This window comes from Barnesiella intestinihominis YIT 11860, assembly GCF_000296465.1.
GTDB lineage: Bacteria > Bacteroidota > Bacteroidia > Bacteroidales > Barnesiellaceae > Barnesiella > Barnesiella intestinihominis.
This window is the reverse complement of sequence record NZ_JH815204.1, coordinates 440,328-454,661: the sequence shown is the minus strand read 5'-3', so window position 1 is coordinate 454,661 and position 14,334 is coordinate 440,328. Positions and strand designations below refer to the sequence as shown.

The 14,334-nt window shown below is 43.1% G+C and carries 12 protein-coding genes and 1 pseudogene; 6 read left to right on the top strand and 7 right to left on the bottom strand.

Features of this window, described 5'->3' with window-relative positions:
- The first annotated feature begins 4 nt into the window (after window positions 1-4).
- A complete protein-coding gene (locus HMPREF9448_RS06695; protein ID WP_008861829.1) occupies window positions 5-892 on the top strand; it encodes a LysR family transcriptional regulator in 888 nt (295 codons plus the stop codon).
- Window positions 893-920: 28 nt separating this feature from the next.
- Window positions 921-3,020, top strand: a complete 2,100-nt coding sequence (locus tag HMPREF9448_RS06690) for a ComEC/Rec2 family competence protein (protein ID WP_008861828.1) — start codon at window positions 921-923, stop codon at window positions 3,018-3,020.
- A 132-nt stretch (window positions 3,021-3,152) separates the two neighbouring features.
- Here HMPREF9448_RS06690 and HMPREF9448_RS06685 read toward each other — a convergent pair.
- The 7 genes and pseudogenes from HMPREF9448_RS06685 to HMPREF9448_RS06655 all read right to left on the bottom strand — a co-directional run.
- Window positions 3,153-3,584: pseudogene (locus tag HMPREF9448_RS06685) on the bottom strand (DUF5606 family protein); the annotation flags it as partial.
- A 92-nt stretch (window positions 3,585-3,676) separates the two neighbouring features.
- Complete coding sequence (coaE, locus tag HMPREF9448_RS06680) at window positions 3,677-4,252, bottom strand: dephospho-CoA kinase (RefSeq protein WP_008861826.1); 576 nt, start codon at window positions 4,250-4,252, stop codon at window positions 3,677-3,679.
- Complete coding sequence (locus HMPREF9448_RS06675; protein ID WP_008861825.1) at window positions 4,249-5,313, bottom strand: YbbR-like domain-containing protein; 1,065 nt, start codon at window positions 5,311-5,313, stop codon at window positions 4,249-4,251. The genes coaE and HMPREF9448_RS06675 overlap by 4 nt, the downstream gene beginning before the upstream one ends.
- A gap of 117 nt (window positions 5,314-5,430) precedes the next feature.
- Window positions 5,431-5,757: a preprotein translocase subunit YajC gene (gene yajC, locus HMPREF9448_RS06670; protein WP_008861824.1), complete on the bottom strand. Its 327-nt coding sequence runs from the start codon at window positions 5,755-5,757 to the stop codon at window positions 5,431-5,433.
- A gap of 69 nt (window positions 5,758-5,826) precedes the next feature.
- Window positions 5,827-6,753, bottom strand: coding sequence for a transcription antitermination factor NusB (gene nusB, locus HMPREF9448_RS06665; protein WP_008861823.1), 927 nt, complete (start codon window positions 6,751-6,753; stop codon window positions 5,827-5,829).
- Between the two features lie 139 nt (window positions 6,754-6,892).
- Complete coding sequence (locus HMPREF9448_RS06660) at window positions 6,893-7,228, bottom strand: DNA-directed RNA polymerase subunit omega (RefSeq protein WP_008861822.1); 336 nt, start codon at window positions 7,226-7,228, stop codon at window positions 6,893-6,895.
- Between the two features lie 11 nt (window positions 7,229-7,239).
- A complete protein-coding gene (locus tag HMPREF9448_RS06655) occupies window positions 7,240-8,043 on the bottom strand; it encodes an outer membrane protein assembly factor BamD (protein WP_195343062.1) in 804 nt (267 codons plus the stop codon).
- A 440-nt stretch (window positions 8,044-8,483) separates the two neighbouring features.
- Here HMPREF9448_RS06655 and HMPREF9448_RS06650 point away from each other — a divergent pair, with 440 nt between their 5' ends.
- From HMPREF9448_RS06650 to HMPREF9448_RS06635, 4 genes are read left to right on the top strand one after another with little or no spacing between them, the layout of a single operon-like run.
- Window positions 8,484-8,678, top strand: coding sequence for a PspC domain-containing protein (locus HMPREF9448_RS06650; RefSeq protein ID WP_008861820.1), 195 nt, complete (start codon window positions 8,484-8,486; stop codon window positions 8,676-8,678).
- Window positions 8,679-8,691: 13 nt separating this feature from the next.
- Window positions 8,692-10,749, top strand: a complete 2,058-nt coding sequence (uvrB, locus tag HMPREF9448_RS06645; RefSeq protein WP_008861819.1) for an excinuclease ABC subunit UvrB — start codon at window positions 8,692-8,694, stop codon at window positions 10,747-10,749.
- A gap of 4 nt (window positions 10,750-10,753) precedes the next feature.
- Complete coding sequence (locus HMPREF9448_RS06640; protein ID WP_008861818.1) at window positions 10,754-12,421, top strand: formate--tetrahydrofolate ligase; 1,668 nt, start codon at window positions 10,754-10,756, stop codon at window positions 12,419-12,421.
- A gap of 7 nt (window positions 12,422-12,428) precedes the next feature.
- On the top strand, window positions 12,429-14,333 hold the full coding sequence (locus HMPREF9448_RS06635; RefSeq protein ID WP_008861817.1) for a YgiQ family radical SAM protein: 1,905 nt from the start codon (window positions 12,429-12,431) through the stop codon (window positions 14,331-14,333).
- Window position 14,334: the final 1 nt, after the last annotated feature.

The window sequence follows — 14,334 nt, the reverse complement described above, 5'->3', positions numbered from 1 at the left end:
TATCATGATAGATTTCAGATTAAAAGTTTTTTGCAGTGTGGCTCACAACCTCAGCTTCACCAAAGCCTCGAAAGAGCTATATGTAAGTCAACCGGCAATCAGCAAGCACATACAAGAACTTGAAACAGAATACAGCACCCGACTGTTCGAGAGAATGGGTACTCACATAACGCTGACCCCCGACGGAGAACTGCTGTTAAGCCACGCCGAAAAAATTCTCAAACAATACAAACAGCTCGATTTCGAGATGAACTTATTGACCCAGCGTCACATCGGAGAGCTCCGTTTGGGAGCAAGCACAACGATCGCTCAGTATGTGCTTCCGCCCTATCTGGCTACATTTCAACAGAAATTCAAACAAATAAAACTCTCGTTAATCAATGGTAATTCCAGCGATATAGAAAAAGCAGTCGAAGAACATCGTATCGACTTGGGACTCATCGAGGGTTGCAGCCGACAAATACATCTACATTACACCCCTTTTATGCGAGACGAACTGGTTTGTATAACCAGTACGCGCAGCCGATTGGCCAAACTTGAAGAAATAACGATAGAGGAACTGAAAAGAATTCCGTTGGTTATTCGAGAACAGGGGTCGGGCAGTTTAGAGGTCTTTGAAAAAGCATTGGGTACACGCCAGTTGAAATTATCCCAACTCAATATTATCATGCAATTGGGAACCACCGAAGGTATCAAACGGTTTTTATACAATACCGACAGCGTGGGGATTGTTTCCATACAAGCCGTATCATCGGAAATAGCTGACGGAAAATTGAAAGTTATCGAAATCAGCGACTTCGATTGCGAGCGGGAATTCTGCTTCGTTCAAAATACCGGTCAAACCGGTGGTGTCGAATCGGATTTCATGCGCTATATGACCCGAAAATTTTGAACATAAGCCCCATTCAAACAATCGACTTATGAATAGCTCCTCCCTATCGGCAGCCCGCACTCCATTCATACGGTTGTTAGTACCTCTATTGGCAGGTATCCTGTACCAAGAGTTCCTATGTCTACCGATATGGGGAAACCTCATTCCCGCTTTATGCGGCTTAGTTTTATGGAGTTCATTCATAAAACGAGACAGTATTGAAGAACAATACCACAAACGAAGTATTTTCGGAGTCGGATTATTCCTGATTGTCTTTTCTATCGGAGCGATACTACATGGCACTCAAAACCGTATATCCCAACAGCCTTCCGGTTTTTATCCTATCGCGATAGCTCACGTAAACGACAAAGCCGTAGAAAAAACGAACTCTTACTACTGTCCCGTTACGATAACAGCCCTATCGGATACAAACGGGTCGATCGTGAAATATAAAGAAAAAATAGCACTCTATTTTGAAAAAGGTATTCAAGCCCGACGACTCGAATACGGTGACATCATCGGGTTTGAATTTCGACCGAAAGCAATACCGCCCAACACCAATCCTTATGCTTTCGATTTCGCCTCGTTCATGAAGCACAAAGGTATATCGAGAAGTCAATATTTGACCGGGAAACAATGGAAATATATCGGAGAAAAACCAAAATCGAATCTTCGAAAGGCTACTTCGGATCTACAAAAACATCTTTCCGACCAACTTCAATCCTGTAATTTGTCTAAAAACAGTACTCTTTTATTGAGGGCTTTGTTGTTAGGCGAACGACAGGAATTTCCACAAGACCTAAGATCGTACTTTTCAGCAGCCGGACTTTCACATGTGTTAGCCGTAAGCGGACTTCACATGGGAGTCGTAGCATCTTTGATTTACTTTTTGTTCTTTCTCCTCTCTCTTTTCAAATCTTGCAGAAAACTAAGGCCTCTATTCACTTTATTCGTTTTATGGATTTATGCTTATATAACAGGCTTGTCACCATCGGCCGTACGAGCTTGTATCATGGCATCCTTTCTTTTAACAGCCGAATTTCTCGACCGACGCAACAGTTCTCTCAATGCACTTTTCGCCGCAGCATTTTTTATGCTATCGTACGATACGAACCTCATTTTCGATGTGGGATTTCAAATGAGTTTCTCGGCAGTAACCGCTATCTTGCTATTCTACACCAAACTAAATATCGGAGGTAATTCACCCTACTTTATCGTTCGTTGGCTTAGTTCTTGCGTCGCAGTATCCATCGCCGCCCAAATCGGAGCCCTACCCATTGCCGTCTATTATTTTCACACTATTCCTCTATTATTTCTAATCGGTAATATTTTCGTACTACCTCTTTTACCCGTTGTTTTCGGACTCTCTTTTTTACTATTGTTATTCTCGGCCCTACATATTCCCTATGATTGGTTAGGAAATACCGTCGATTTTTTACTGCAATATATACAACAGATAAGCCTGCATATATACAAACTACCGTGGAGCCACATCGAAAGCGTATGGTTGGAAACTCGCTATCTATGGCTTTATTTCATTTGTGGCATATTATCTTATATAACCGTCAAGAATCGTTCGAAAAAAACTCTTTGGCTGACTCTGGGCTTTTGTATCGGTTTTCTCATTTTTGACTTGTGCACTTATAAATCGCCCCAGCCAGAAATTATCGTATATGACAGTAAAAAATCAACAGTCGTTCAACTCAGCGACAAGGATCGTTGTTATATTCTCTTATCCGACACCCTCACCTCCGGTCAAAGGGTAGTGGGTGAAGAATACCGTATGAAAAACGGAAAGACACAATACGAAATATTCCAACACGGCTCCACCGGAACCAAAGACAACACCGGCTTTATAGACTATCCCTTCGCCCAATTTTATGGGAAACGGCTCGTCCTCCTCGGTAAACAAGAATGGGATAAACTATCAATAGGGAAAAAACTAACGATAGACTATGTTATTATCGGCAAGATGTTCAACGGCAGAATAGAAGACATACTCAAACTATTTTCCGTTCGGCAATTTATCATCGGTCCCGATGTTCACCCCAGACGAGCCACTAAATTACAAAACGATTGTTTCGAAAATAGTATTCCCTGCCACGATATTCGCACACAAGGAGCTTGGATACACACCCTCGATCCATAAAAAAGCCTGTACGGGAAACCGCACAGGCTTATATTTACCGTTCATTAGAATGGCTTCTTATTCTGCTTTTTTCTTTGTTGCCTTTTTGGTCTTGGACTTTTCCTCTTTCTCATTTACAGAATCGTCCGTTGCTGCCGTGTTCTCGACATCGGCATCTTTTTGAGGTTTTTCTTCTTCCACAAAATCGGTGTTACCGGTTTCGACCAACAAGTTATACCAACTTATCAATTTTTTTATATCGGTCGGATAGACACGTTCACGGTCGAAATTAGGCAGCACTTCCGCCAAATATGCACGCAATGTTTCATTATCGGCTTTCTTGATATCCAATGTTACTTTCGCTCCATTTTCTTTTTCTTTTATCGCATTCAATACTTCACTCAAAGGAACGTCTTCTTCATCGGTGAAAATAGCGATATCTCCTAACGATATGATTTTTTCATGGGCATAAGCAGGTTGCCGTTTCCCCGTTTGCAGAGATTCCACGATCAGCATATTTTTTGCCTGAGATATCAATTTGAACAAACCGGGTTTACCGGAAATAGATAAAATCGTTTTTAACATAAAATTTTCGTTTTATATTTAATTACTTAAATCATTCGAACCACAAAAATAATATTCTTGTCCGGTTTAACCGTCTTCAAAACGAAAAATTCTCATTCCAATGACTTCAATAAAGATAAAACCCTATGGATAACAGATACATTACCGTCATTCCAAATAATATGAGCAGCTCTTCTCTGTTTTTCTTCCTCGGACAATTGAGCAGCCATACGCTTTTTTATCTCTTCCTCGGTCAAACCGCTACGCTGGCGAACCCGACTTATTCTTAACTCTTCCGGTGCTGTCACCGTCCAGACTTCATCTACCAGTTCGTCAAACCGGGATTCATACAAAATAGCCGATTCCACAAAGCATATCTCCTCGTTTAGAGATTCGGACCATCGATAGAAATCGAAGCGTACCACCGGATGTACTATGGAATTAAGCAATACTATCTTATCCGACTTTCCAAATACCCGAGAGGACAACAAACCCCGGTTCAATCGACCGTTATGATATATATCTCTCCCAAAGCACTCCGATAGTTTCTGCACGACTTCCAACGAAGATTCCATCAGCCTCTTCGCTTCCGAGTCTGTATCATATACAGAATATCCCATTATACGCAGCAACCGAGAGACAACCGACTTGCCACTACCTATGCCACCGGTAATACCTATACGTCTCATATCGAATCGGGTGTTACTCGATTGGCAGAATCGACAGGAACTACAAATGCAGGTCTTTTCTGCTCCAAAATATAATCGACACTGTCTTGCGACAACACTATATTTCGGACATATTCCGGTGCATTCAATATCTTCACCCCTAATTTATCAGAGAGACGCCGCCGCGACAAATCCAGAAAATCGACTCCCAATAAAAAACTATCTTCATCGACCGCCGCAAACTTACTAAACGGCATCATGCAAGAAAGTTGCACCGACGAAGGAAATGTGATAAGAGACCAATTCGAAGGTACATTTTGCGGGATTACAGGGATATCGAGAATTTTAGAGGTCATTTCTTCCACAGGTATGGTGACGGTTACCTGTTCAGGAACAATTCGAAGATTCGGAATCTTCGCTATCTTGACAACCGTGCGAAGGGTATCGTTCAACTTTTTTGCTTCAAAATCGGTCGTATAAACCTCTTTAACTCGTTTTAATAAGGAAGACTCTCCATAAACCATCACCGAATCGACATCGGCGGTCATATCACCACTCAGTACACACTGAGGTGTAGTCGATGCGACACCTTTCACAACCAGCTTCACCCGTTTACCGGCATTGTGTGTGTACATCACTTTCAACGTATCGGGAATAATCGAAACAATACTCGTTGACGAACGGAGGGACTTTCGCAATATAGTTTCAAGCTGAGACGACAGCAACAAAAAAGAATTTCTCCCCTTATCATACTCCTGAAAATTAATCCGTAACGAGGACAATCCTTCTATCGCATACCCCAACATAACAGGACCTTTATCTCGTACTCTCACCTCGATATGAGATGGGAGATCATTAATAAGAGTCGTTTTCTCGGGAAGGTTTTGTAGTTCTATCGGTATTTTGAAAGAATTTTCAACCTCCTCATTCAGCCCTTGCATAAACCAGAATATCAACGAAAGGAGAACAAACCCCAAAAATGTAAACAATTCCCGCGTGCGTTCCTGACGGAATGCAGTACCAATCCTCTGGATAATCGACTTAAACTTTGCTACTATGCGGTCTGAAATATTCTCTTCCATATATCATGCAACGACTACATACAACAAAGATAAGGTTTTTTATCGACAGAACCGATGTTCCTTGATAAAAACCTTATCTTCTTATTCTCCTGCAAAGGGGTCCTTTGAAAAAATAGATTACTTAGCTTGATCGGCTCCGCTATCCTTAGCTTCGGCAACAGAAGGATAAACAGAATCTTTGGCAATACGAACACGAGTATTCTCGGCTATTTCGATAATAAAAGAATCGGATTTAACCTCTTTTATTTTTCCGAATAGACCTCCTGCCGTAACAATTTTGTCACCAGTGGTGAGAGACTCACGGAACTTGCGAATTTCTTTCTGACGCTTCGTCTGAGGACGAATCATGAAAAAATAAAAAATAGCGATCAATGCAACCATCATCAGAATGCTCGACATTCCACTCCCCGTTGCAGCTTGTAAAAAAATTGATAACACTGTCATAATTTAGCTTTTAATAAAAAATTTATACTTGGATCCTAAAACCCGTGCACAAATATATAACAAATTTCATTATTCTTTTGTTAGAACACCTTCTTTTTTAAGGTTATCGGCTATCGCATTCAATACTCCGTTTACGAACTGCCCGCTCTTCGATGTACTATAAGCCTTTGCCAACTCGATATATTCGTTCAAAGTCACTCTTGTCGGTATCGAAGGGAATCTATGAAACTCGCTCAAAGCCACCATCATAATCACAATATCCATGAAAGCGACACGCTCGATCTCCCAATTTTTGATGAAATTTTCTATATAATTGCGATATTCTCCCCCATGAATCAATGTATTCCTGAACAACTCTTTGGCAAATTCAGCATCGTCGTCATCTTTAAACATCGGTAATAACGATTGCGGGCCTCCGTTTTCTTCACTAAATTGTTTGATCGTTTTTAAAACGAATGTCGTTATAATCTCCAAATCGTCATTCCAATATAAAGACTTTTGCTCTAACAATTCCGTCAACTCCTCGTCGGTACAGATCAAAGCCCTAAGGGCTTTTTTCCAGAACTCACAATCGTTTTCATAAGAATCGTCCGAAGAATCCATATACTCTTTATACAATTCACTCTTTACGATACGCTCCGAAAAGTCTCTCAGGAACTTCGGTTCATTGGTCCAAGTCACAGGTTTCTTCTCGTGGTAATCTTTATAATCGTCGCAATTCCTCAACTGCTCGATAAACCGGTTATTAACGAAGCGCATATTGGGATTCTTCTCCTCGGGAGTCGCCAAGAATTTCATACGAGCAGCTTCCACCCTTGCAGCTTGCGTATCGGTCAATTCGACCATCAAAGTCAATAATAAATGATATAACTCGTAAGATTTTTCGAAACTGAAAAACAATTCTTTCTCAGCTTCCATAACAGTCTTGTCTTTCGTCAGGAAATACGAATAGGCTATTTGAACGACTTTGGAACGGATTAATATTCTATTAATCATAGTTTTAATGAACTAATTGAGCTTTTTACTTTTCTCGGTAACAAACTAATAAAACGATTTTACCGACAGACAAAGAAATCTGCAAGCCGCACCATCATCATACAGAATAGTGCGGCTTGCAGGTATACTTTACAGACTATTATTCAATAGCCGATTTTTCTTTCTCGGGATTTTTATAATATACTTTACCCTCTATATATTCTTGCGTAGCAATGAGAACCGGTTTCGGCAATTTCTCATAATAACGAGAGATCTCAATTTGTTCCCGATTTTCAAAAACCTCCTCCAAATTGTCGTTGCAAGAAGCGAATTCTTGAAGTTTCTTTTCAAGATCGGTCTTCATCTCAACTGCAATTTGATTGGCTCTCTTGGCAATAATACAAACCGTTTCATAAATGTTTCCCGTGTCGGAAGACAACGCCACCATATCGCGTGTTACGGTGTTTGTCGGTGCATTTGTTTTCTTGTAATCCATTATTTTAAAGATTAATCTTTTACGTATTTATTCGCCACTTTAAAAATATTCTCGGCTTCTTTCGAATATTCTCCCGAAGGATAATCGTTGATAAACGAATAGTATTCGTCGATGACATCGCGAAAACGCTCAGGTTTCTTTTCTTCGATACTCTGTACCGCTTCTTGATATTTCGACTTCAAAATCAACATGGACAAAGTTTCCTTATATCGCGTATAGGGATATTCTTTCAAAGCGTTTTGCGCCGTAATGATAGCCGATTGATAATTATTCCCCATATAATTACCCAAATTATAATATAACTGGGCATTCAATAGCTCTTTATACACAAGTTTGTCTTGTAACTCAAAAATAATATCCTGTGCCTGTTTAGCCCGTTCGCTATTCGGGAAATAATCGAGGAAACGCTGCATTTCATCGATTGCTCTATAAGTGCCTGTTTGATCCAATTTAGCCTCGGGAGAGTCCAAATAATAACCATATCCGCAATAAAAACGGGCCAATTCGGTATATTCCCCTTTGGGATAATTTTTATAATACGCCTGAAAATATTCGCCAGACGTAATATAATCCTTATTCAAATAATAGCTCCGAGCCAATAAATACAACGACTCTTCTGCTCTATCCGTTCCTTTGAAGATTGCAACCAACTCTTCGAGCAAGGTCGCAGCCTGCATATATTTTTTCCGTTCAAACGCCTTCTTAGCATAGTCGTATTTCAGCTCATAATCAGTACTTTTCAGTATCTTATTATATTCGCCGCACGACACAAGGAGCAAAGCACAAACTATCGAACAGATTACTTTTCTCATTATTAATTTATTTATCAGTTTGCAAAGTTAGAGATTTCACACGAATATAGAAAGGAAATAAGAGAAATTTAACGATGACCGGGATAAAGACTCCTTATTTATCGGTAATAATAAAGTTTATATCGACCAACTTTTTTTGTCAGCATCAGCAAATATATTATCTTTCATATTTTCACACTGGCCTTTATGAAAAACAGACTGGTGCGTTTTGTCCGGTTCTCTCGTTTTGTCTTATTATCTTCGGAAATACAAAATAGGAGGAGGCTCGGCATAGCCAAGTCGAAAATATGATTTCCGTTTGCCTCTACGCTCACCTTTCACTATCTTTGCACAGTAGCGAAAATAGGATGCGGTTCGGCATAGCCCAATCGGAAATTTCATTTCCGTTTGTCTCTGCTCTCACCTTTCACTATCTTTGTATCTGAAAAATTATCAAACATAAAATGAATACGATAAAGAAACTTACCCGTCCCCGCAACGGCCGCATGTTAGGCGGCGTATGCGCAGGTATAGGGGAATATTTAGGTATAGACCCTACCGTGGTCCGTATCATCTGTGTACTGTTATCTATCGGGACAATAGGCCTCGCCCTGCTGGTTTATTTAGTCCTTTGTTTTGTAATCCCGGAATCTTATTAAAGAATCGATTTCAATGGACTTCAAACTCATTTCACCTTATCGTCCGACTGGGGATCAACCGGAGGCTATCGACGAGTTAAGTCGGGGAATACTCGACGGGACTCCCTATCAGACTCTATTGGGTGTAACCGGGTCAGGAAAGACATTCACCATGGCAAATGTAATCGAGCGGGTCCAGAAGCCGACTCTCATTTTAAGCCACAACAAAACTCTGGCCGCACAATTATATAATGAGTTCAAAAGTTTTTTCCCCGAAAATGCAGTAGAATATTTCGTTTCATATTACGACTATTATCAACCGGAGGCTTATATACCCTCGACCGACACTTATATCGAAAAGGACTTGGCCATCAACGAAGAGATAGACCGGTTGCGTCTATCCACCACATCGGCCCTTCTTTCGGGTCGTAAGGACGTTATCGTGGTATCTTCGGTTTCATGCCTATACGGTATAGGGAATCCCGAGGACTTTCACAGCAATGTCATCGACATAAAGGTTGGCGACAATATCGGAAGAAACCGACTATTGCGACACTTCGTCGATTCGCTGTACTCCCGTAACGAGATAGAACTGAGCCGGGGTAATTTCAGAGTGAAGGGCGACACGGTAGACATTTATCTCGCCTATGACGACGTGATTGTCCGTATCGAGTTCTGGGGCGAAGAAATCGAGTCGATACGTACCATAGACCCTGCGACGGGAAACAGCACGGGGACATTCGATGCTTACAAAATTTTTCCGGCTAACCTATTCGTCACGACCAAAGAGCGAATAGACAAAGCTATCGGAGAGATAGAAATCGACCTCGGTAAACAAGTAGAATTTTTCAAATCTATCGGAAAAAACTTAGAAGCCAAACGGCTTTACGAACGGGTGACCTACGATGTGGAGATGATTCGGGAAATAGGCCACTGCTCGGGGATAGAAAACTATTCCCGATATTTCGACGGCCGAGAAGCGGGAACCAGACCTTTCTGCCTGCTCGATTATTTTCCCAAAGACTTCCTGACGATTATCGACGAGAGCCATGTGACCGTACCGCAAATCCGAGCGATGTACGGAGGCGACCGATCCCGCAAAATGAATTTGGTAGAATACGGATTCCGACTACCTGCCGCCGTAGACAACCGGCCTTTGAAATTCGACGAATTCGAAGGATTGGCTCGGCAAATCATTTATGTAAGCGCCACTCCCGCCGATTATGAACTGGAAAAGAGCGAAGGTATCGTCGTCGAACAAGTTATCCGTCCGACGGGATTGCTCGACCCTATCATAGAGGTACGTCCCAGCCTGAACCAAATCGACGATTTATTGGAAGAGATACAACTAAGGATAGAACACGACGAACGAGTTCTGGTAACGACCCTAACCAAACGTATGGCCGAGGAGCTGAACGCTTATCTCGCCAAGCTCGACATCAACTGTAATTATATACACTCCGATGTCGACACTCTCGATCGTATTAAAATTTTGGACGATTTACGAGCGGGTGTTTACGACGTGCTTATCGGGGTTAACCTCTTACGCGAAGGATTGGATTTACCCGAAGTCTCGTTAGTGGCCATACTCGATGCCGATAAAGAAGGCTTCCTACGCTCGCATCGTTCGCTGACACAAACCGTAGGACGGGCCGCAAGAAACCTCAATGGGCGGGTAATCATGTATGCCGACCGAATCACCGAAAGCATGCAAAAAACCATAGACGAGACCAATAGAAGGAGAGAGAAACAGTTAGCTTACAACGAAGAAAACCATATCACTCCCCAAGCGATACAAAAGTCGAAGAGCTCGGTGCTCATATCGAATGCAGATACAAAACAACAGGCGCAACCGTCCAAAGCGACCAAACCGACAAAAGCGTACAGCGACGAATATCGGGAACATGTAGATGTCGCCGCCGATCCTATCGTCAAATATATGTCGAAAGAACAGTTGCAAAAGGCCATCGAACGTACTCGCAAACAGATGGTCGAAGCGGCAAAAAAAATGGATTTCATCGAAGCGGCACAATATCGGGACGAGCTTATAAAACTAGAAGATTTATATCAAAAAACAACCACGACTACCTGAATTTATGAAAAGTGACACTGAAATAGCCGACAGCACAGTTTTGGAAGAAATAGATACCATAGCCCGCAAAGCGGGTATTCCTGTCGAAAACTTATTCCACTACGGTCCTTATATAGCCAAAGTACCGCTCAAACTTATCGACGACCATAAAGCGAAAAAGAGCCACCTCATATTGGTAACCGCTATTACCGCAACCAAAGCCGGTGTGGGAAAAACGACCGTGAGCATAGGATTGGGCATGGGACTCAACCATATCGGTAAGAAAGCCATCATCGCTTTACGAGAGCCTTCGCTGGGTCCATGTTTCGGGATTAAGGGTGGAGCTACCGGCGGCGGGTACGCACAAGTACTACCTCCCGAAAGAATCAATCTGCACTTCACCGGAGATTTCCATGCCATTACGTCGGCTCACAACTTAATCGCCGCACAGTTGGACAACTATATTTTCCAGAACCGAGCCGAGGGCAGTGGACTGAAAAATATACTTTGGAGGCGGGTAATGGACATGAACGACCGATCACTAAGGCAGATTGTGACCGGATTGGGGGGACTCAACAACGGGATTCCCACGGAAGCAGGATTCGACATTACTCCTGCATCGGAAATCATGGCGATTCTTTGTCTCTCGAAAGATATGGAGGACATGGAACAACGCATCGGCCGTATCGTCGTTGCACATCGGTATAATGGAGAGCCGTTCACGGTAAACGATTTGGGTATCACAGGCCCTGTGCTCGCCCTGCTACGCGATGCGATAGAGCCTAATTTGGTGCAAACGACCGAATATAATCCTGTACTCGTACACGGAGGGCCGTTCGCCAACATTGCTCACGGCTGCAATTCGGCCATAGCCACCCGCATGGCTCTCACTTTCGGCGACTATGTCGTAACCGAAGCTGGCTTCGGAGCTGACTTGGGGGCCGAAAAATTCTTCAATATCAAATGCCGTCAAAGCGGACTTCGTCCCGATTTGACAGTCCTCTTGGCGACCACATTATCGCTGAAAATGCACGGAGGCGTTCCCGAAGCAGACATAACGAAACCGAACAGAGAGGGTATCGTTCAAGGATTCGCCAACCTCGACAAACACATCGAAAACCTGCAATCTTTCGGACAAACTGTATTGGTGGCACTCAACCGTTTCACCAGCGATACTGATGAAGAAATAGAACTCATCATGCGCCATTGCGAACAAAAAGGCATAAGATGCGTTGTGAACAACGCTTACACCGACGGCGGTATCGGGGCCGCCGATTTGGCACACGCCGTTGTCGAAGAGATAGAAAACAATCCGTCTCGTCCGTTACGTTTCACCTATAACGATAACGATTCCCCGACTGCAAAAATAGAAAAGATCGCACACACTATCTACGGTGCGGGAGAGGTCGTATTCAGTCAAAAAGCCGAGAAGAAGCTGAAACAAATTAAGAACTGGAACCTAAATCATTTACCGGTTTGTATCGCCAAAACCCAATATTCATTTTCAGCCGATCCGAAACGATACGGGTTGGTTAAAGATTTTCAATTTACCATCAATGACATAGAATTAAATGCAGGTGCTGGCTTTATCGTAGCCATAGCCGGAGAGATGCTACGCATGCCGGGTCTCCCCAAGCACCCGCAAGCACATCAAATAAAAGTAGTAAACGGAAAGATCGAAGGGCTCTATTAACAAGAATATGAAAGAATACCGATTACAAGATTGGTTACCGACCACCCGTAAGGAGATGGATTTACGAGGCTGGGATTACGTCGATGTAATCCTATTCTCGGGAGACGCTTATGTGGACCACCCCTCTTTCGGGGCTGCCGTGATCGGACGCACGCTCGAAGCCGAAGGATTGAGAGTGGCTATCGTTCCCCAACCTAACTGGCAAGACGATTTGCGGGACTTCAAAAAATTGGGTATCCCCCGGCTATTCTTCGGTATTTCGGCGGGAGCTATGGACTCGATGGTGAACCATTATACCGCAAACAAGAGATTGAGGAGCGACGATGCTTATACTCCCAATGGCCGGCATGGCATGAGACCCGACTATCCTACAATCGTTTATAGCCGTATCTTAAAACGGTTATTCCCGGACACTCCGATTATCGTTGGGGGAATCGAAGCCTCTATGCGACGCCTGACTCACTACGACTACTGGCAAGACAAACTATTGCCCGGCATTCTGGCTGACTGCCCGGCCGATTTGTTAATTTACGGAATGGGGGAACGTCCCATTATCGAAATAGCCCGCCGGTTACAACAAGGTGAGAACATAAAACAGCTCGACGACATTCCTCAAACAGCAAGTATGCAACCTCTTTCGAATATGCCTCGCGTTACGGAAGACGAAGGGAATATCGTCCTCGCATCACACGAAGAATGCCTACTCCACAAACGGAAGCAATCGGAAAATTTCAAGCACATCGAGGAAGAATCCAATAAATACCACGCTAAGCGACTTTGGCAAAGCGTGGGAGAGCGGGCAATCATGGTCAATCCTCCTTACCCGCCCATGACCGAAACGGAAATAGATGCCTCGTTCGACCTTCCTTATACCCGTATGCCCCACCCCAAATACAAAGGGAAAACAATTCCAGCATATGAAATGATAAAGTTTTCGGTCAATCTGCATAGAGGGTGCTTCGGCGGATGTGCATTCTGCACCATTTCGGCACATCAGGGCAAATTCATTGCCTCCCGTTCCAAAGAGTCCATTCTCAAAGAGGTAAAACAAATCATCAATATGCCCGATTTCAAAGGATATCTGAGTGATCTGGGAGGCCCCTCGGCAAACATGTACCGAATGCACGGGGTGAATGAAGAACTTTGCCGAAAGTGTAAACGGCCTTCCTGCTTGGCTCCTCAAATCTGCCCGAATCTCAATGCCGACCATTCGTCTTTATTGGATATATACCAAGCCGTCGATGCCCTACCCGGCATAAAAAAATCGTTTATCAGCAGCGGAGTACGGTACGACCTTTTGCTCCACCGCCACAAAGATAATGAGTTAAACCATTGTACTCGGTTTTATACAGAGGAACTCATATCCCGTCACGTCTCCGGTCGACTGAAAGTAGCCCCGGAGCACACTTCGGACCGAGTTCTCAACATCATGCGCAAACCCTCGTTCTCTCTCTTCGAAGAATTCAAACGAATTTTCGAACGAATAAACAAGGAAAAAGGTCTGAACCAGCAAATTATCCCTTATTTCATATCGAGCCACCCGGGCTGTACAGAGGAAGATATGGCAGAATTGGCGGCTTTGACAAAACAAATGAATTTCAAATTGGAACAAGTACAGGATTTTACGCCTACTCCTATGACTCTGTCCACCGAAATTTATTATACAGGAATACACCCCTACACCGGCGAGAAAGTTTTCACAGCCCGAAAACCGGAAGAGAAGTTAAACCAACGCAAATATTTCTTCTGGTATCTCCCCGAAAAGAGAAACGACATACAAAATTCACTCAAACGCATGCACAGAAACGATTTGGCGGAAAAACTATATGGGAACACCCCGTGGAGAAAACCAGCAAGAATCGTAAGTGAGACAAAGAGTAGGCAAAAAAAGAAAAAACCGAACAATAAATAAA

Coding starts and splice junctions, on each gene's coding strand:
- HMPREF9448_RS06695 (WP_008861829.1), top strand. CDS start 5: ATGATAGATTTCAGATTAAAAGTTTTTTGCAGTGTGGCTCACAACCTC.
- HMPREF9448_RS06690 (WP_008861828.1), top strand. CDS start 921: ATGAATAGCTCCTCCCTATCGGCAGCCCGCACTCCATTCATACGGTTG.
- coaE (WP_008861826.1), bottom strand. CDS start 4,252: ATGAGACGTATAGGTATTACCGGTGGCATAGGTAGTGGCAAGTCGGTT.
- HMPREF9448_RS06675 (WP_008861825.1), bottom strand. CDS start 5,313: ATGGAAGAGAATATTTCAGACCGCATAGTAGCAAAGTTTAAGTCGATT.
- yajC (WP_008861824.1), bottom strand. CDS start 5,757: ATGACAGTGTTATCAATTTTTTTACAAGCTGCAACGGGGAGTGGAATG.
- nusB (WP_008861823.1), bottom strand. CDS start 6,753: ATGATTAATAGAATATTAATCCGTTCCAAAGTCGTTCAAATAGCCTAT.
- HMPREF9448_RS06660 (WP_008861822.1), bottom strand. CDS start 7,228: ATGGATTACAAGAAAACAAATGCACCGACAAACACCGTAACACGCGAT.
- HMPREF9448_RS06650 (WP_008861820.1), top strand. CDS start 8,484: ATGAATACGATAAAGAAACTTACCCGTCCCCGCAACGGCCGCATGTTA.
- uvrB (WP_008861819.1), top strand. CDS start 8,692: ATGGACTTCAAACTCATTTCACCTTATCGTCCGACTGGGGATCAACCG.
- HMPREF9448_RS06640 (WP_008861818.1), top strand. CDS start 10,754: ATGAAAAGTGACACTGAAATAGCCGACAGCACAGTTTTGGAAGAAATA.
- HMPREF9448_RS06635 (WP_008861817.1), top strand. CDS start 12,429: ATGAAAGAATACCGATTACAAGATTGGTTACCGACCACCCGTAAGGAG.